General features: G+C 65.0%; 15 protein-coding genes. 7 read left to right on the top strand and 8 right to left on the bottom strand.

Features of this window, described 5'->3' with window-relative positions:
* Positions 1–2: 2 nt before the first annotated feature.
* Entirely contained in the window at positions 3–314 is a 312-nt protein-coding gene (locus tag FRC98_RS00335; RefSeq protein WP_146979324.1) for a hypothetical protein, read from the top strand.
* Positions 315–332: 18 nt separating this feature from the next.
* Here the strand turns inward: FRC98_RS00335 and FRC98_RS00330 are convergent, their stop codons facing one another.
* Positions 333–1,250, bottom strand: a complete 918-nt coding sequence (locus FRC98_RS00330) for an alpha/beta fold hydrolase (RefSeq protein WP_146979323.1) — start codon at positions 1,248–1,250, stop codon at positions 333–335.
* 48 nt (positions 1,251–1,298) lie between these two features.
* On the bottom strand, positions 1,299–2,105 hold the full coding sequence (locus tag FRC98_RS00325; protein ID WP_146979322.1) for a hypothetical protein: 807 nt from the start codon (positions 2,103–2,105) through the stop codon (positions 1,299–1,301).
* A gap of 98 nt (positions 2,106–2,203) precedes the next feature.
* On the opposite strand from FRC98_RS00325, the gene FRC98_RS00320 reads away from it, so the two are divergent.
* From FRC98_RS00320 to FRC98_RS00295, 6 genes are all read left to right on the top strand, one after another.
* Entirely contained in the window at positions 2,204–3,496 is a 1,293-nt protein-coding gene (locus FRC98_RS00320) for a tetratricopeptide repeat protein (protein ID WP_146979321.1), read from the top strand.
* Between the two features lie 111 nt (positions 3,497–3,607).
* On the top strand, positions 3,608–4,417 hold the full coding sequence (locus FRC98_RS00315; protein WP_230467124.1) for a peptidylprolyl isomerase: 810 nt from the start codon (positions 3,608–3,610) through the stop codon (positions 4,415–4,417).
* 209 nt (positions 4,418–4,626) lie between these two features.
* On the top strand, positions 4,627–6,846 hold the full coding sequence (locus tag FRC98_RS00310; protein ID WP_146979320.1) for a hybrid sensor histidine kinase/response regulator: 2,220 nt from the start codon (positions 4,627–4,629) through the stop codon (positions 6,844–6,846).
* A 399-nt stretch (positions 6,847–7,245) separates the two neighbouring features.
* A complete protein-coding gene (locus tag FRC98_RS00305; protein ID WP_146979319.1) occupies positions 7,246–7,959 on the top strand; it encodes an SRPBCC family protein in 714 nt (237 codons plus the stop codon).
* A gap of 114 nt (positions 7,960–8,073) precedes the next feature.
* Entirely contained in the window at positions 8,074–8,538 is a 465-nt protein-coding gene (locus FRC98_RS00300) for a hypothetical protein (protein ID WP_146979318.1), read from the top strand.
* A 60-nt stretch (positions 8,539–8,598) separates the two neighbouring features.
* Positions 8,599–9,975 carry a trypsin-like peptidase domain-containing protein gene (locus tag FRC98_RS00295; RefSeq protein WP_230467123.1) on the top strand — a complete coding sequence of 459 codons (1,377 nt, stop codon included), beginning with the start codon at positions 8,599–8,601 and terminating at the stop codon, positions 9,973–9,975.
* Positions 9,976–10,042: 67 nt separating this feature from the next.
* On the opposite strand, the gene FRC98_RS00290 is transcribed toward FRC98_RS00295, so the two are convergent.
* The 6 genes from FRC98_RS00290 to FRC98_RS00265 all read right to left on the bottom strand — a co-directional run bounded on the left by FRC98_RS00290 (position 10,043) and on the right by FRC98_RS00265 (position 18,859).
* Entirely contained in the window at positions 10,043–12,301 is a 2,259-nt protein-coding gene (locus tag FRC98_RS00290; RefSeq protein ID WP_146979316.1) for a DEAD/DEAH box helicase, read from the bottom strand.
* A gap of 65 nt (positions 12,302–12,366) precedes the next feature.
* Positions 12,367–13,158: a DNA-methyltransferase gene (locus FRC98_RS00285; RefSeq protein WP_146977250.1), complete on the bottom strand. Its 792-nt coding sequence runs from the start codon at positions 13,156–13,158 to the stop codon at positions 12,367–12,369.
* 347 nt (positions 13,159–13,505) lie between these two features.
* Positions 13,506–14,180 carry an alpha/beta hydrolase gene (locus FRC98_RS00280; protein ID WP_146979315.1) on the bottom strand — a complete coding sequence of 225 codons (675 nt, stop codon included), beginning with the start codon at positions 14,178–14,180 and terminating at the stop codon, positions 13,506–13,508.
* 191 nt (positions 14,181–14,371) lie between these two features.
* Positions 14,372–16,051 carry a PilZ domain-containing protein gene (locus tag FRC98_RS00275; protein ID WP_146979314.1) on the bottom strand — a complete coding sequence of 560 codons (1,680 nt, stop codon included), beginning with the start codon at positions 16,049–16,051 and terminating at the stop codon, positions 14,372–14,374.
* A gap of 77 nt (positions 16,052–16,128) precedes the next feature.
* On the bottom strand, positions 16,129–17,562 hold the full coding sequence (locus FRC98_RS00270; protein WP_146979313.1) for a hypothetical protein: 1,434 nt from the start codon (positions 17,560–17,562) through the stop codon (positions 16,129–16,131).
* A gap of 112 nt (positions 17,563–17,674) precedes the next feature.
* The gene (locus FRC98_RS00265; protein ID WP_146979312.1) at positions 17,675–18,859 is read right to left on the bottom strand and encodes a type IV pilus twitching motility protein PilT; all 1,185 of its coding nucleotides are present in this window, start codon (positions 18,857–18,859) and stop codon (positions 17,675–17,677) included.
* Positions 18,860–19,062: the final 203 nt, after the last annotated feature.

Below are 19,062 nucleotides of genomic sequence, written 5' to 3'. Positions count from 1 at the left end.
TGATGACCCGCTATCTACTCCACACCTTATTCGCCGCGCTCCTCCTCATCACAGCTGCCTGCAACAAATCGGAGCCCGAAGAGCCGATTCGCGTTGAGGAGTCTGAGCTCCAGGAAGAGAAGAAAACGATCAAATCCTCCATCGCCACCCCCCTCTCCAAACGTCAGATGGAGTATCAGGAGCAGGCCCTGGAGACGATCACCTCCGAGAACGCCGTCGAGGTGCTCACCGAACTGGAGCAGGACATTCAACGCGAGGTCGACGAGCTGCAGGTGCAGTTCGATGAGCTGGAACTCGAACTTCCTGAAGACTGATCGCCCCGGGGCTCGACCTCAGGCCCCGACCACGTCTGCCCGCTCCCGCGACACCGCTGGAGCGGGCGGCGTATGAAACGCCTTCAGATACGTGCGCACCGCCGCGGCGATAGGCTCCGGATGGCCCAGCAACCCGGTGTGGGTCGCCTCCTCCAGCCACATCAGCCGCGCCCCGGGGATCATCGCCGCCATCTCCCGCCCGAGCTCCCCCGGCGAGAAGACGTCGCGACCGCCGGCGATCACCAGGGTGGGCACATCGATCGTTTCGAGAAGATCGCGCGCGGAGTGATCCTGGGCCGCCAGGCCCAGCGCGTGCCAGCTCGGCGCATCGATCCCGCCCAACGTCTCATAAAAGGGGCGCATCGCCTCAGCACGCACCCCTCGCCCCACCACGCCCGTAAGCCGCGCGGCAAAGTGCACCCCCGGCATACGCCCGCTCCACGCGCCTGCCTTGAGCATCGCCCCGGCCCACTGCGGCCGCACCCTCCGAAACACCTCATAGAGCTGCGGCCCGACTTTCGGGCTGATCAACGTGTCGAAGGGCCGCTCAAAAGGCCCCAGAATCGGCACCAGCCCCATCACCCGCTCGGGCATCAGCCGCCAGGCCTCCAGCACGATCTGACACCCGAACGAAAACGCCACCAGCACCGCCCGCTCCACCCCGGCGGCGTCCATCACCCGACGAAGATCATCGGCGCAGCCCGCCACCGTCAGGCTCTGCGGATCGCGCGCGGCCTTCGAGCGCCCGTGACCCCGCAAATCCCAGGTGATCGCGCGCACCTCAGCGCCCAGCGCCTCGACAAGCCCGTCCCAATAATAGGTCGAGGTGGCGTAGCCATTGGTAAACACCACCGGCACCCCGGCGCCGCCGCTGTCGCGATAGGCCACCGAGGTTCCATCGCCCGCGATGGCCCACTTCAGGGGAAGTCCCGACATCTTCTGCTCTCGTGCTCGGGTTATGTTGATACGTGGCGCGTGGTCGCCTCAGTCGTACCCTTCGATCAGGCGGACATGAACCTCAATCGGGGCGTCGTCGACCCGCATCCAGCCGCTCTCAGCATCATGGCGAACCTTGACCCACCACTCCTGCTGACGCGGGCGCCAGCGCTCTTTAACTTCCGCGTGCGCGCCCTCGCCGGCGGCCGCACCTTCGCGCTGCGAAGGCGCCTCGGAGGGCGCCTCCACTTCACGCAGACCCGCCGCTTCATCCGGACACGCCCCCAGCAGCACCTGGCCCCGGGCGCCCACAAAACAGGTGCCCTCGCCACCGTATTGATAAAGCGCCAGCAGCTCCCCTTCTTCCAACTCCAGGTGAAGCTCCTCGGCGTCCAGCTCCTCAAAGCTCTCATCGTAGGCCAGCCCCACCACCTCCAGCGCCTGGCTCACCTCGTAAAAGGTCGGCTCGGTGACACGCACCCGCGAGTCCTCCCAGACGATCTCCTCGGTGTCCATCCAGCTGGCCCGCCCCACGCTCGCCGACGTGGCGTCCGGAGCCTCATAGAGCGCAACCTCCCGCTCCCCGCCCAGCCACATCAGATCGAAGGTGTGCAGTTCCTCGCGCCCCGGCCAGCTCGCAAAACTCAGCGGCCCCGACGGCGGTCCGGGCGGCTCCGCCTCTTCGGCGTCGGGCTCGGTGGGCTCAACCTCCACCGCCTCCTCCTCCGGCTGAGCCGGCGCCACCGGATCGACCACCGCTTCAGGCTCGGCGTCGCGATCGCATCCCGCCCCGACCCACAGCAGCACTGCCGCCGCCCCGACTCCGACCTTGAACCCTCGACCACCGAACTTCATCCCTTCCTCACTCGCCACAACGCGTCTCGACCTCATCTGAGTGTTCTGCGATTATCACGCCCCCTGCGGGATTTAAAGCCACGCCAGCTGAGGTCCACATGCAAAAAAAGAGCAATGGCAATCGCGGCAAAACAGTCAGCATCCTCATCGTAGCGATTCTGGCGCTGGGCGCCTCGGTCTTTTTCATCGGCCGAAACACCCCCGCCCCGGACGTCTCCGAGTCAAAAGCGCCTCCCGAGGAGGAGCGCGCGCCAGAGCTCGCCACCCCTCCCACAACCCCGGCCTACGCCGATCTCGACGACCCGCGCGCCGCACAATGCGAAGCGGGAGACGCCGAGGCCTGCCACGAGCTGGCCACAAGCCTGGCCTTTGATGCCGAGCGCCCCGAAGATCTGCCCATCTCCATTGAACTTCTCACCCGCGCCTGTGAGCTCGAACGCGGCCAGGCCTGCCACGACCTGGGCCTGGTCTACAGCCAGGGCGTCGGCGTGCCCAAAGACCCCGAGCAGGCCCGCCAGCTCCTGGAGCGCGCCTGCGAGCTTGGCCAGGAGCAGAGCTGCACCGACGCCCGCAACATCGGCGCCGGCACCACACTCGCTGACTACGCCCCGCAATGGCAGCAGAGCTGCGATGAGGGCGACCCACAGGCCTGCCTGGACCTGGGCATCGCGCTCCTGCTCAATGAAGACGCCGCCGACCCCACCCGTGCCGAAGAGCTCTTGATGCGCGCCTGCGAGCTCGACGGCGCCGAGGGTTGCCTGCGCCTGGCCGAACTTCACGAAGAGCTCGGCCGCCCCGCTGCCGAAGTTCAAGCACGCATCGAGAAGGCCTGCACCGCCGACTTCGGCCCGGCCTGCACCGCCCTGGCCGACCGCCTCAAAGACGCCGGCGCCGAACAGCCCCGCGTCGACGCCCTCTACGCCCGGGCCTGCGAACTCGACGACGTCAACGGCTGCTCCGAACACGCCGTAGGCCTGGCAAAGAGCGGCGACCTGGCCGCCGCCCGCACCCTCTGGCAAGAAGGCTGCGAGCGCTGGCATGGCTACAGCTGCTTCCACCACGCCCGCTCTTTTCTGGAGACGGCGTCGGGCCAGGAGACCTCCCCCGAGATGATCTTCGGCTTTGAGCGCGCCTGCGCCCTCAACGTGCCGGTGGCCTGCTACAACCTGGCGATCTTCTACAACACCCGTCAGCCCAACCCCGACTTCGCCCGCGGCCGCGAGCTCTTAAGCCGCGGCTGCGAGCTCGGACACCTCCAGGCCTGCACCTTCGCCGCCCAGATGCGCTCCGCCGGTCAGGGCGGCCCTGTCGACGCCGCCGGCGCTCAAGACGCCCTTGAGCGCGCCTGCGAGCTCGGTGACGCCCGCGCCTGCGCCCGCGCGCAACCTTGACGTCTGCACACGCTTGACTAGCGTAACCGCCAGGCCCGCATTTTCTGTGGCGCGCTCGAAGTCCGCTCCGGGCGCGCAAACCCACCATCAACCCCTTTCATTGAGCGTATGATGATGATCCGCACACTCCTCGCCCTCCTGATCGCTTTGAACCTGGCAGTGGGCTGCGACAGTCCCCCCGAGCCTCGCGTCGACTCCACCCCGGCCGAATCCGAAGCCGCCTCGGCCGAAGAAGCCGCCGAAGAGACCGCCGAAGAAGCCACTGAAGAAGCCACCGAGGCCAGCGACGACCAGCCCGCTGCCGACACCAACGCGCAGGCCGGCGCCAGCGGCGACCTCGCTGCCAACAACGCCGCCCTCCTTCACCCCGACGCCGCCAACGAAGAGGCTCCCGAGACCTTCAAGATCAACTTCGGTACCACCAAAGGTGACTTCGTTGTGGAAGTTACCCGCGAATGGGCCCCCCGCGGCGCCGACCGTCTCTACAACCTGGTCAAGATCGGCTACTACGACAACATCGCCTTCTTCCGCGTCATCGACGGCTTCATGGCCCAGTTCGGCATCCACGGCGATCCCCGCGTCAACCAGATCTGGCGCGATGCCCGCATCAGCGACGACGAGGTCAAGCAGTCCAACGAGCGCGGCTATGTCAGCTTCGCCACCGCCGGCCCCAACACGCGCACCACCCAGCTCTTTATCAACTTCGGCAATAACGCCCAGCTCGACAGCATGGGCTTCGCCCCGGTCGGCCGCGTCGTCGAAGGCATGGACATCGTCGACAGCCTCTACAAAGGCTACGGCGAAGGCGCCCCCCGCGGCCGTGGCCCCGACCAGGGCCGCCTCCAGGCCCAGGGCAACGCCTACCTCAAGGCTGAGTTCCCCGAGCTCGACTACACCACCGAGGTTCGCATCGTCGAATAATCACCTCGACCTCGCTTAAGCCCCCAAAAGCCCTCGCCATTCGGCGAGGGCTTTTTTATACCCGCGAGCTCGTTGCATGCGTTCATTCCTTCCCCATCTTCCGGACCTCCCCCTTCTCTCCACGACGAACCGCCTTAGCATTTGTAACGCTTCGTAAACATCGCTACTCTGGCGATGCCCGCCCGTACCCCTCCTTCGGTACGCACGACATGCTCAAACGCTCCCTCCTCATCGCCGCGGTGGTCCTGACCCTCGTCACCCTGACGACGAACTATGTGACCATGCAGGCCCTCTCCCAGCTCAGCGAAGCGCGGGAGGCCGAGACGGGATCCTTCCGGCAACTCCACCTCATCAGCGATCACCTCACCCGCTACCTCCTCGCCGGCGATCCCGACGACGGCGCCGCCATTGAGGCCCATTTCGCTACCCTGGCCCCGCACCGTGAGCTCAACGCCATGCTCCGCGCCCCGGATGTGGACTGGGAGCAGGTCCAGCAGCACCTCTACACCCACCGCCACGCCCCCCTGCTCAGCACCTCCTCGGCCACGCAGCTTCGCTTGAGCCGCACGCTCCCGCGCCTGCGCGACATCATGGTCATCTGGGACGAGATGGCCCCGCATGTCGACGCCCTCGAAGCGATCTTTGTGCAGAGCCAGCAACGCTGGCAACAAGAGCCCCTGCCCACCCACAGCGAACGTCGCGAACTCGCTATGGAGGCGCGCGCTCATCTCGACGCCCTCTTCGAGCTTCAGCATCAGCTTCACCTCCATTTCAATGAGCTCAGCGATGAGGCCCGCAACCTCTTTCTGCTCACCAACTTCCTGGTCTACTTCGGGCTGACCGCGGGACTAGCCCATCGCTTACTCGCCTACGTCCGCCGCCGAGACGCGGAGACCTCCCGGGTCAAAGCCGCACTTCACGACAACCGCGCCATCTACAACGCCATCATCGAAAACTCCCACGAGGCCGTCTGCGTGCTGGAGCCCGACAACCTGCACGTGCACCACGCCAACCCGGCCTTCTGCGCACTCCTGGACTACCGCCCCGACGATCTGGAAACCCTGACTCTGGAGCACTTTGACACCTCGGAGTTCGACGACGCCGCCGCGCTCCTGGCCGACTTCGACTCCGGCCCCAACGCCATCCGCGAGCACCTCTGGCGCACCTGCGGCGGCGAGCTCAAGGCCGTGGAGCTGAGCGCCTCGCAGATTCTGCGCGATGGCCAGCTCCAATGGATCGTGCTCATCGGCCGCGATCTGAGCGAGGAGCGCCGACTTCAGGCCCACCTCACCGAGGTCGATCGCATGGCCGCCGTAGGCCTCCTGGCCAGCGGCGTAGGCCACGAGATCAACAACCCTCTGGCCTACATCGCCGCCAACCTGGACTTTGTACGCGAACACCTCTCCGCCTCCCCCGACCCCGCGCATGCCCCGGCGATTGAAGCCATCACCGAGGCGCGCCAGGGCGCCGATCGCGTGCGTGAGATCGTGGGCGACCTCAAACATTACGCCACCTGGGAGAAGATCAGCCGCGAAGACACCGCCGACGCCGAGCAGGTCCTCGACACCACCCTGCGCATCGCCGCCAACCAGCTCCGCCACCGCGCCCGCGTCCAGCGCGACTACTGTGGCGAGGCGCTGGTGCGCGGCTCGGAGTCACGTCTGGGCCAGGTCTTCTTGAACCTGCTGGTCAACGCCGCCCACGCCATCCCGGAGGGCCGCGCGCTCGACAACCTGATCACCGTCTCCACCGAGCTGCGCGATCGCTGGGTGCTGGTGCGCGTCTCCGACACCGGAAAGGGCATCTCCGAAGAAGACCAAAAAGAGATCTTCTCCCCCTTCTTCACCACCAAAGCCCCCGACGAGGGCAGCGGCCTGGGCCTCTCCATCTGCCAGCACATCGTCGGCGGAATGGGCGGCCGCATCGAAGTCTTAAGCGCCCCCGGCCAGGGCGCCACCTTCACCCTGTGGCTTCCACGCCAGTGCGAAGAAGACTCCCTGGAGTTTACCACCGACCCGGCAGAAGTCCTGGACATCGACCCTCAACATCGCCCGCTCCTGCTCATCATCGAGGACCAGGTCCCGGTGGCACGCGCACTGCGGCGGATGCTCGACGACACCTTCGAGGTCATCCATTTTGAACGCGCCAACGACGCTCTTGCCCACCTCGATGAAACACCGGCCTGCGACGCGATCCTCTGCGACCTGATGATGCCTCAGATGACCGGCATTGAGTTTGCCCGCGAACTTGAGGCCTACCACCCCGATCACCTCAGCCGCCTGATCTTTATGACCGGTGGCGCCCCGGGCCAGTCCGAACGCCGCTTTATGGAACGCCGCGACATCCCCTGCCTGGACAAGCCCTTTGAGCCCGACGCCCTGCGTCGGCTCCTTCTGCGTCACCATCCATCGCCGGCGTCCACGACCTGATCTTCAACGCGACATCCCCTCACGCACCATCGCATCCTGCGATCAGGGTGCAGCGTTTGCATCTGCTCGCCACAAAAGCTACCAACACCTGCCCCGACACCTCGCGCTTCGAATATTCGGGCGCCCGCTGCGTCAGACTTCCAGCACGAGGCCACTTCGGGGATCGACATCTGTGTGGTCGCGTTTAAACTCGCTGCCGTACTACGCTGTGAGCAGAAGTTGACGTCGATGGCTGCGAAGCTGAGAGCTTCTCGGACAAGGCGCAAAACGCAGCCGATGCTTTCGCATCATCGAGGCTTTGCAACGCAGCCCGAGGTGCTCTCAACGCAGCAGGTACGGCGTCAACGATAGCTCACGGCGTAATAGTGTGGGCACCAACGCTTTCGTCCGAGGATTCCGATGTTGAACATCTCGCTCAAACGCACCGCTCGTCAGGGGCTCTTCGCCCTTCTCACCTTTGCCCTGCTCCTGACCGGCGCCTCCGTAGCCTTTGCCGGCTCCAGCGAGCCTGTGCGCCCCATAAACCTCAGCGACAGCCAGCGCGCCCGCATTGAGCGCGGCGAAGTCCTGGTCACCCTGCAGCAAAACGACGACGTCAACCGGGGCGTGGCCACCGGCATCATTCAGGCGCCGATGAGTGACGTCGTCCCGCTCGTCGAAGAATGCTGGAAGTACGGCGACTGGCGCGACAACATCAAAGACACCTCCCTTGTCAGCCGCTCCAGCGACGAGCGCGTCGTCTGCGCCGGCACCGCCAAGGTCCCCTTCCCGGCCCGCGACCGCGACGGCCACTTCAACGTCCATAACCACACCCGCGAGCTGGGCGGCGTGGAGAGCTTCGTCTCCACCTTCTCCTACATCGAAGGCTCCGGAAACCTGGGGGACATGTTCGGCTACTGGGTCCTCCAGCCCTACGGCCCCAACAATGAGCACACCCTGATGCGACACGTCCTCAACGTCGACATCGGCGGCTGGCTCCCCGACTTCCTGGTCCGCTGGGCCACCCGCAGCACCCTCCCCGATATGGTCGTCGGCGCCAGGGCCTACCTCAACAAAAAGAAAAGCCAGAACCTCCCGGGCCCCAACTTCTGGCGTGAGCACTCCTACGAATAATCGCGCCAGCGTGTTCTAATGCATCACATGCCTCCCGGCCTCCTCGCTCCCTCCTTACGAGGTGTGGCGAGGAGGCCGGGCTGATTCCATGATGTTTGCTGCGCAGGAGATCGCATGCCCCGAGGATGTACCACCATCGGCGCGCTGCTCGGCACCCCGCTCTTCGGGCTGGTGACCCTGGCCATGATCGCGCTGGGGCTTCTCGTTCCCGACCAGCGACTCGCCGGCACCGTCGGCGCCCTGATCTTCGGCGCGCTCACACTGGTCTGCGCGGTGCTCGCGGTGCGCAACATGCGCGTCAGCCGCGAAAACGCCGCCATCGACGAGCTCTCTCAAGAAGAGAACCGCATCCTGCGCTTCGCCCAACACAACCAGGGGCGCCTCACCGTCGAGGAAGCCGCCCTGGGCTGCCACCTCTCGGTGGAGCAGGCCCGCCAGCTCCTTGATCGCCTGGTGGTGCGCGGCAGCGCCGACACCTGGGTCTCCGACGCCGGCGCGCTCGTCTACGTCTTCCACGGCTTAAGCAACGACCAGGACAAGCTCACCGCCGAAGATCCCTTTCTACAACTTGAATCCTGACTTCGCGCAGCTCCTCACCTCATCATCATCATCATGGCGAGCACACCCCAAAGGACGGTCATGGCTTCCCTCACTCGTGTCACGGTGGCAATCCTGGCGTCGCTGACCCTCTTCAGCGCAGCTCCCCTCACAGCCCAGGCTCAGCGCCCCGCCCCCGACACCCTCCCGCAGGTCGCGCGACTCTTTGAGCAGAGCCGCAATCAGGTCGTATCCGTCCAGACCGAGATGGCCGCGCCTCCCGGCACCATCAACCCCTTCTTTAATCCCTCCCCCGGCGAGCCCTCCCGCGGGCAGGGCTCCGGGTTTATCGTCGATGAGAGCGGGCTGGTCATCACCAACTGGCACGTCGTCAACGGCGCCCAGACCATCCAGGTGGCCCTGGCCGCAGGCGACGTCCTCTCCGCCCGCCTGGTCGGCGCCGACCCGGCCACCGACATCGCGCTCTTGCAGGTCAGCGCCCCGGTCAACCTCTCTGCGGTCACCCTGGGCACCTCCGAAGACATCCGCCCCGGCCAGTGGGTCGTCGCCATCGGCAGCCCCTTTGGCCTGGAACACTCCGTGACCGTAGGCGTGCTCAGCGCCACGGGCCGCTCCCTGGGCATGGGCCCCTTCGACAACTTTTTGCAGACCGACGCCTCCATCAACCCGGGCAACTCCGGCGGCCCCCTCTTCAACCTCGACGGCGAGGTCATCGGGGTCAATACCGCCATCATTCGCAACGGTCAGGGCATTGGTTTTGCGGTGCCCATCGACGTTGTGACCGAGATCCTCGACCAGCTGCGCGACCCGGGCTACGTCTCCCGCGGCTTCATCGGCGCGGGCATCCAGGAGCTCTCCGACGCGCTCGCCACAACCTTCGACGTCGACGCGGACGCCGGCGCCCTGGTCCGCTCGGTGGAGTCCAACAGCCCCGCCTCTCGCGCCGGGCTTGAACCCGGCGACATCATCACCGCCGTCGGCAACGAGAAGGTCAGCGATCCCTCCGGACTTCTAAAAATCGTCGGCCGCGTGCGCCCCGGCTCCGCCATCGAGTTGACCTACCTTCGCGAAGGACGCCGCGCCCAGACCCGCCTCACCGTTGCCGAGCGCCCCGACCCCACCCGCGCCCAGGTCGAGCGCGCCCGCGGCATCGAGCCTCGCCCCTTCGAGGGCCGCCTGGGGGTGTTCTTGAGCGCTGTCACCTCCCGAAACGCCTCGCGCGCCGGCGGTCCCCCCGGCCAGGGCGTGCTCGTCGAGCGCGTCGAAGCCGGCTCCCCGGCCTCCGGCATCCTGCGCCCCGGAGATGTGATCCTCAACATCGCCGGCACCGACATCAGCGCCCCCGATGAGGTCCCCCGCGTGCTCCAGGAGCAGCCCGCCGGCCGCCCCATCCGCATCCTTCTGCGCCGCGGCGGACAGCCCCTCTTCGTCGCTGTGCGACTCAAAACGGCCTCCTGACCCGCCCCCTGCTTGAACCTTTTGCACGTCGCCCCCCGATGCTCCCGATGCTCGGGGGGCGTTTTCTTTAGTCGAGGACCTCAACCTCATCGCGCGTCACCGCTCGCAGAAGCTCGCTAAGCTCCCGCCAGCGATCCTCGTCCTCGCGATGCACCTGGCGCACCTGACTCACAAGATCTTTGGCCCGCCGAAACGCCCCCACAAGGTCTCCCGACATATCGGTGGGGTTGCGAATGTCCATCAAGAGCGCGCTCAACGACTCCCCCCTCGCCCAGCGCTCGCCAAGCGGCATCAGCTCCGGGGTAAAGACCGACTCCTGCCCCACCAGCTCATCGCCGTCGGCCACCACATCCGACTCATAGACCGCGTTGATCGCCTCAAAAATCTCCCACCAACGATCATCATCGGGCGCATGAACTTTGGCCGAGCGCGGCAGGGTCTGCACCAGCCCGCACATCACCCCGAAGAGCTGCGCCGGGCTCAACGACTCCAACACCCCGTTGAGGATGAGCTCGGTCACAAAAAGCTCCTCAATCTTGATATGGCGCAGGATCTTCGCCGGCGTGTAGAGCTCATTATCCGCCCCCAGGTAGCCGTGCGTCTTCAAAAACGCCACCTTGCGCGCAAAGGCCTCCCAGAGCCGCGGACGCTCCACCGTCACAAGCTCGCGGCGCAGCCCGGCAAGGTCGCGGCGCTTGCGCCGCGTAAAGCTCTCCTCGCCCTCCTCCCCCTCCAGATCTTCGATCTTCGTGCGCAACGCCGTCGCCGAGCGCCCGTCCTGATAGGCCTTAAAACTCTGCTCGAGCATAAAGCGAATGCTCTCCTCATCGAAACGATCGACGAGGTTGACCACCGAATGAAACGAGAGATTAAAAGCCGAGCGCACAGGCTCACTCTCCCCGCTGAGCAGGCGCTTTAAAAGCCCCCGCACCTCCCCGTAACCGCCAAAATCCTGGCGAATCAAGACGTTGCCCACCGGGTCAATCCCGCGCCGCCCCGCCCGCCCGGCCATCTGCATGAACTCGCGGATCGTCAGCGGCACAAACTCCGTGCCGTTGTAGCGCGTCAGGCTATCAAACATCACCGTGCGCGCCGGCATATTGATGCCCAGCGCAAAGGTCGAGGTGCTGTAGAGCACCTTCAAGAGGCGCGCCTCATAGAGCTCCTCCACCAGCGCCTTGAGCGCCACGTGCAACCCGGCGTGGTGAAACGCAATGCCCTGGCGGTACATCCCCCGCAACTTCCGCGTGAGCACCTCGGGGTGGTCGGCCTCAAAACGCTCCAGGCGCTCGTCGATCTGGCGGGTGTTGTGCCCGTCGCCCAGCTGCCGTCCCACTCTGGAGTGGGCCAGCTTCGCCGCAAAAATCTCGACCATCTTGCGGCTGTAAATGAAGTAGAGCACCGGGAAGTCGCCCCGTCCGAGCATCTCCATCATGTCCAGATGCGTCGTCGGCTTCGTGCCCGCGAAGTCGTCGCGACGCCCCCGACCTCCTCGCCTTCCCCCACGACTTTTGCCCCGCCGGCCTCCCCGGCTTCGACGCCGCCCTCCTCCCTCATCGCCCTTGTCGCCGGCCTTCTTCTGCTCCTTTTTCCAGCGCGCAAAGGCCTTCTCAAACGCCCCCACCTCGCAGGGGCCGCTCTCGGTGTTGGCCAGCCGAATCTGCAAAGGCACGGTGCGTTCGGTCTCCAGCACCACCTTGACCTCGGCCTGGCGAATCTGAGTGAGCCAGTGCGCAAACTCCTCCAGGTTGGAGAGCGTCGCCGACAACCCCAGAATGCGAACCTCGGAGGGAAGGTAAATCAAGAGCTCTTCCCAGACCGTTCCCCGCTCCGGATCATCGAGAAAATGAATCTCATCGATGATCACCGCCTTGAGCTTTTTCAGATCGGGAAGCGCCACATCCGATGGCGAGAAGAGCTCGACATCAAGCGACGTCTCGGCCCCGTCATCACCTTGTGAGGCCTTGCCGGCCGGCGCTGCGCCCTCCTCCACCCGATGCCCCTCCAGGAGCATGTTGCGCAAAATCTCGGTGGTCATAATGCGCACCGGCGCATCCCGGTTGATCACCAGGTCGCCGGTCACAAGCCCCACCTTCTCTCGCCCGAAAAGCGCGCAGTACTGCCGGTACTTCTGATTGGAGAGCGCTTTGACCGGCGCGGTGTAGATGACCTCGCCACCATCCTCGAGCACATGCTCAATGAGGTAGTCGGCGATCAGCGTCTTGCCGGTGCCGGTCGGCGCGGCCACAAGCACGCTGTGCCCGCTCTCAATGGCCTCAATGGCCTGGCGTTGAAACCCATCGAGCTTCAGCCCGCGGTACTCCATATCACTCTCCTGAGGTGGCCTGTCCCATCGCCCCCGATGACGCCCCCCTCAAGCGAGCTTACGCCTTAGAGGTGCTCTTCGATGCGGCGAATCGACAGGTCGAGGTACTCCTCGCTCTGATCCAGCCCCACGTAGTGGCGACCATTCTGCACCGCGGCCACACCGGTGGTCGACGAGCCGCAGAAAGGATCGAGGATGCGCTCACCCTCGTTGGTCGAGGCCAACACGATGCGGTCCAGAAGCGCAATCGGCTTCTGCGTGGGGTGCTTGCCGTGGGCCTTCTCCGCTTTGCGCGGCGCCATGATATTCCACAGATTCTTCATCTGCTTGCCGCCGTTCATCTCCTTCATCACCTTGTAGTTGAAGGTGTGGCGGGTGTCATGGTCGCGCCCGGCCCAGATCACCGTCTCGGTGCCGTGGGTGAAGTAGCGGCACGAGAGGTTCGGCGGCGGATTGACCTTAAACCAGGCGATGTCATTAAGGATCTTGAACCCCAGCGACTGCATCGCAAACCCGATCGAGAAGATCACGTGGTGCGTCCCACTGACCCACATCGACCCGTTGGGCTTGAGCAGGCGCTGACACGCCTCAAGCCAGCGCAGATTGAAGGCGTGATTCTCCTCCACGCCCTGCGAGCGGTCCCATCTCCCCTTATTCACCGAGACCATCCGCCCCGATTTGCAGGTCACCCCGTCGTTCGACAGGAAGTAAGGAGGATCGGCAAAGATCATGTCGAACTGCTCCGGCTCCATCGCCTCCAGCAGCTCGAGCGAGTCGCCCTTATAGAGGGTCACCCCGCGCTCATGTTCGTAATAAGGAGAGAGTACCGCCGCCCGTTCTTGCGCACGTGCTTGCATCGACTTCCCTGTCGTCTGACACCCCTCATCGACCATGTCCCTGGTCTGGGGGTGGGCCATCCGTGGCCATTAGCGAAACGCATCCATGGTTCCGGCCGAGGTATGCTGTCCCGGAGCGAACGCATACCCAGCTCTGTGGCGATCTCGCGCCGGCGTCCGGCAGAGATCGCAAAGCCTTCGTAAGTGCTTGATCTTGATCGCTTTTTCGACGTTTTTATACCCCTGATAACGCCGGATGGATCAATGATCTCAAGGCCTTAACTCGATCTGGAACCGAGCCTAAGAGGGGGATCGATCAGTGTCAAGCTGCTTCACCGAAAATTCTTCATTGATCGATCGTCTAACGATCACATTCGATCCATTTGCCCTTTAATTTCAAAGAGTTGCACCATCTCCGACCATATCGTATCGCGCGAGTCCTTGAGCTGATGACGGTCCTCGACCTCCACCAGACGCACCTCCGGGTACATCTCTACATAACGCCGCGACGAGGCCACCGGCACCGTCGGGTCGCGCCTGCCGTGCACAATCACCACCGGGCACTCCACCTGCGGCCAGGGCTCGTGGGTGCGCGCATCCTCAATAAAGTTCCAGCTCACCGGCTGCATACGCTCATCGGGGCCGGGCAGCTTCAGCTCCCCCTGCGCCTCCCAGCGCTCCATGCGTTTTTGGCCCACCAGATGCGGCCAGCGCGCCGGCAGGTCAAAGCCCGGCGCCAGCAGCAAGAGCCTGTCCACCCGGCCCGGGTTCAGCTGCGCCCAGCGCGCCGCCAGATACCCTCCCATGCTCGAACCGACGAGCCGCCAGGGCCTGCCGGTGCGCGCCACATCGGCATCGAGCCGGTCCATCACCCGCAGCGCCTCGCTGAACGTCAGTTCATAAAACGAGGGCACGTTGAGCTCGGGGAGGTGCAGCTCGTAGCCCACCGCCTCCAGCTCACGCGCAAGCCACGCCCCCATCACCGAGCGCGCGCTCGACGCGAAACCGTGCAGATACGCCAGATGAAACTCGGGTTTGTTCAAACCAACTCCCTACATGCCTCTCAGACGCACCAGAATCGACGCCAGGCCACTCTTACCCCTTCACGCCACACGTCCCAGCCAGGTCAGCGCGGCGAGGCGTCAGCGTGGCCCCTGATCGACAACGGCCGCCCACATATGTGAGCGGCCGCCGATGTTCATGCACGAGCCACAACCTGACTCGATGCTCGCGTTCAGTCCTTACCGAAGAGCTTGGACATAAACCCGCCTTTCTTCTTCTTCTCGCCAGGCTGCGGCACCGCAAAGGTCGGCGCGGCCGCCGGAGCCGGGGGAAGATCATCATCGCCCAGAAGCTCGTCGAGGATGTCGCCTTTCTTCTCCTCCTCGGGCTCCTTCTTGCTGTCGAGCTCGCGTTTGGCGCTGGCCAGAAGCGCCTCGAAGCTGTCGGGCTCGTCATCGTCAGCGCTCGAGACCGAGCTCTCCGCCAGACCGGCGCCCAGGCTCAGGTTGAGCTCTCCCTCGGCTTCCGACTCTTCCTCCATCGAGAGCAACGAGAGGATCTCCTCGTTGGGACCGGCGTCGGAGGGCTCCTGGCCCAGCTCCAGCTCCTCGGAGTCGGAGACCTCATCGAGCAAAAGCTCCTCGGAGTCGGAGGCCTCATCAAGCTCAAGCTCCTGGGAGTCGGAGACCTCGTCGAGCAGAAGCTCCTCAGAATCCGACGCGTCCACGGGGCTCTCAAGCTCAAAGACCTCGTCGTCATCATCGGCCATTGGGGCATCGTCACCCTCATCGAGCGCGAAGGCCGGGGGTGCGGGCGCGACCGGAGGCTGAGGAGCCTCAGCTTCGACGCTCCCGCCGAAGAAATCGCCGGCGTCATCGCCACCGCCTCCGCCGAAGAAGTCATCGTCGCCGCCTCCGCCGAAGATGTTGTCGAACATCTCGTCGATCTCATCGTCGTCACCGGCCGCCGCGAACATCTCAAACTCGCGGGCGGCTTCTTCGGCGAGCTCGTCGCCGTCGAAGGCCATGACCTTGAGGCCGCCCTCGGTGCGTTTGACCGCGCGATCCTCATCGGCAGGCGCAGCCGGCGCAGCCTGCGGCTCGGGCTCGGGCTCGGGCTCAACGAGCGCCTGCGCCTCCTCTTCGACGGGCGCAAAGATATCTTCTTCACTCTCGTCTTCCGGCGCCCCGAAAAGATCGTCGAGCGAGTCCAACTCCGCCTCATCCGAGGTCGTCTCCGGGGGAGCGAGCGGCACTTCGGGCTGCACCGGAGGCTCCACAAGCTGTGGCTCGGAGCCCTGGGCCAGCGCCGCGGCCACCACCTCGGAAGGATCATCGAGCCCGCCGGGCATCGGAATCTCCGGCTCAGACGCGCTGCCGAAGATCTCATCACCGGAGGCCGCCGCGCCCTCCCGGGCGTCGTCGTCGGGGGTGCCGAAAAGATCGTCGGGGATCTCCGCCTCGGCGGTGTGCTGCTCATCCTGGGAGGGCGGCTGCTCGACGCTCGCCTTCGCGGCGGCAGCGACCTCTTCGGCCGGGGCAGCGTCCTCGGACTCCGATTCCTCGACCTGATGAGCCCCGGAGCCTTCCGTCTTGGCGCGCACCACCTGGTCGACCAGCGTCTTGGACTCCGGGCTGAGCTTGGTGAACTTCACCAGCATGCCCACCGGCCCGGACTCCCCGCCGTCGACCCCGCGGATCTGGCGCACCACCCCCTCGCCAAGCAACGCGGAGGTGCCGTCGGCCAGCAAGAACTGAAAACGCACCGTCGTGCCCACCGGCTTGAGCTTCTGGGGCGACATCGGCACGAACATCCCACCTGCAGAGATGTAGCGGCCGTAGCCCTCTTTGAAGGCTTCAATCGACGGAAATTTTAGCCGCGCACGAATCGCGGAGAAGTTGCTATCGCTCACCGAACTGCCTCTTACCTGCAAGAAAGGCCAGGCGCCTCACCGTGACTGGCGAGGCGCACACGACCAGGGGTGCGACCTCAATACTGGTAGACGACGCCTACCTTCAGGCCCTGGTTCATATCGAACGCATCCGACTCCGCGAACTCACTCTCCCCCTGACCGGTGAAGTCGCTGCGCGTGATGCGGAACCCATAAGACGCTGACATGAACAGGTTGTCCATAAACTCGTACACAAACCCGAGCTCTGTGCCAAACCCGTAGCTAAAGGAGTCTGTTCCGAAGACCTCCCCGCCCTTGCTAAAGACCGACACCGGCGCCACGTCCACGCCGGCGGTCACGGCGAACTCCTCGACGATCACCGGCAGCACAAGGCGCGTCCCCACCACCAGCGAGATCACACTGGTCGAGGGCAAAATCGGGTTCTCGGTGGCGCTGAAGCCGTCGTAGCGCGCGCCGAGCTTAAAGCGAAGTTGGCGGTTGGAGTTATCCAGCGGAGAGTCCAGGCGGTAGATCGCGCCACCCTCAATGACCATCGACTGCAGGCTGACGGCCTGCTCGCTGACCCCGGTCTCATCTTCGGTGACGATGTTCAGCCCGTCGAAGCCGTGGCTGTAGTTGACGTAGATACCGGCGGCGACCATCTCCGGGTTGGTGCGACCGAAGGGAAAGGCCTCCACGTCGAGCTCAAAGCCGGGGAAGCTGGCCGACTTGTAGCTGAAGATGGCGCTCTCACCGGCGACCATGAAGTCTTTGCGGAACATCCGGCCGTAGCCGCGGACCCACAACCAGTTGCGCGAGAGCGCGTCAAGCAGCGCCTGCTCCTCGGCTGCGGCCCGGCGGCGCATCGCCTCCGGGTCGCTAGGATCGAGATCGTCTTCGATCGGCGCAACTTCCGCCTGGGCCGGGGCGCTCTCGGTGGGCGGGGTCTGAGCGCGCTCGCCCGGCTGTGTTTCAGCCGGCTGCGCAGCCGGCTCCGAGGGCTGCTGCGTCTCTTGAGGCGCCGGCTGGGCCACCGGCGCGCCGCCGATGCCCAGAAAACGCTCAAGCTCCGCGCGGATCATACGCGCGCCGGTGCGATTGAGCCCCTCCTCGCTGCGATCGATGGGAAACTGATGCGCCGGGGTGCCGCTCTCGGCGGTGATGAACTGCACCCGGTACTCCTGGGCGTCGTACTCCACCAGGTGGATGACCACCGCGATGCTGCCGCCGCGCATCACCCACATCATATCGGAGGAGCGATCGGTGATGCCTTCGATGCGAAACGCGCGGCCGCGCACCTGATTGGCAAACCAATCGGCGTCGCGCACATCGATCCCGCTGATGTCGCGCAGCTCCATGATCAGACGCGCGGTGCCCCCGCCCGGAACCTCGGTCAGGGTCACGCGGGTGGCCTCCTCATCGTCGCCTCGCCCCTGGGCGGTGGCCACGCTGGCCAGCAACATTACCGCCGCCCAGGCCAGAATCGCCGCGAGCGTCTGCCAGGATGTCTTCTTGCGCTGCTCAATCTTCACGTCTCGACCCCGTCACCGTGGTTCATCACGCGCGCTCGCCATCGACGAGCCGCCATGTTGGATTCAACACCATCGCGCCCCACCGCCAGTCTCTCGGCGAGGGGCGCAGCTCTTAAAATCGATCGATCTCAAACTCATCCAGATCGAAGTCATCCTCAACCGGGCTGGCCTTCTCGCGGCCCTCAAAGCCCTGCCACTGCCCATCGCCGCTGGTCGAGCCGATGCCGCTGACGCGCAGCGCAAAGTCATCGGGGTTGCTCGACTGAATCAACGCCTCTTCGTAGGTGATGTAGCCGTTTTGCAAAAGCCACATCAGCGACTGGTCAAAGCTCTGCATCCCGTAGTTATCAAAGCCCTTGGCGATCTGCTCGGTGAGCGAGCGCGCGGTGGCTTCCTCCAGGATCATCTCGCGCAGGCGCGCGGTGGAGAGCATGACTTCAACCGCGGGCACCCGGCCCTTTCCGTCGGCGCGAGGCACAAGACGCTGAGCGACCACCCCGCGGAAGAGGTTGGCAAACTGGTAACGGGCCTGGTCGCGCATATGCGGCGGGAAGGCGGTCACGATACGGGTGACGGCCTCGGCGGCGTCCACCGTGTGCAGGGTCGACATGACCAGGTGGCCGGTCTCGGCGGCGGTCATCGCGATCTCGATCGTCTCCAGGTCGCGCATCTCCCCCATCATGATGACGTCCGGATCCTGGCGAAGCGCGGCCTTGAGCGCGCGGGCAAAGGTGTTGGTATCGTTGCCGATCTCGCGCTGGTTGATGATGCTGCGCTTATCGCGGATCAAAAACTCAATGGGATCTTCAATCGTGATGATATGCGAGGTGCGCGTCTGGTTGATGTAATCAACCATCGAGGCCAGCGTCGTGGATTTGCCGCTGCCGGTGGCGCCGGTCACAAGGATCAACCCGCGGCGCTCATCGGCCAGGGTGCGCACCGCGTCGGGAAGCAAGAGCTCTTCGATCGAGGCGACCTTAAAGGGAATGACCCGGAAGACCATCCCGATCGAGCCGCGCTGCTGAAAGACGTTGACGCGAAAACGCCCCACCCCGGGCACCCCGTAGGAGAGGTCGATATCCAGGGTCTCCTGGAACTGCTCGCGCTGAAAACGCGCCATGATGTCAGAGGCCATCTTCCCGATCTCTTCGGGGCTTAAGCGCCGCGCTTCGCGCAGCGGCAAAAGTGCCCCGTCGATCCGGAAGATCGGCGGCAGCCCCGCCTTGATATGAATGTCGCTGGCCCCGCCTTTAACGGCGATCTGCAAGATCTTGTTGAGGTCCTGATTGCTGCTCATCGCCTTAATCCTGGTGCTGCGTCCGGCGGCGTGGTGACTCCCCTGAGAAGCTCACTGGCGCCCGGCGCGCTCGCTCAGGCCGCATGGCGCGGCCGACGCTTAATTACGCCCTGAGCTCGTGTTGACGCCGCGTCTGCTGCATCGAGAGCATTGCGGCCGGCGTTGCAAGGCCTCGACGATGCCAGAGCATCGCCTGCGTTTTG

This window comes from Lujinxingia vulgaris (assembly GCF_007997015.1).
Classification (GTDB): Bacteria; Myxococcota_A; Bradymonadia; order Bradymonadales; family Bradymonadaceae; genus Lujinxingia; species Lujinxingia vulgaris.
Note: the sequence above shows the minus strand (reverse complement) of the source record. Positions and strands in the feature narration are given on the sequence as shown.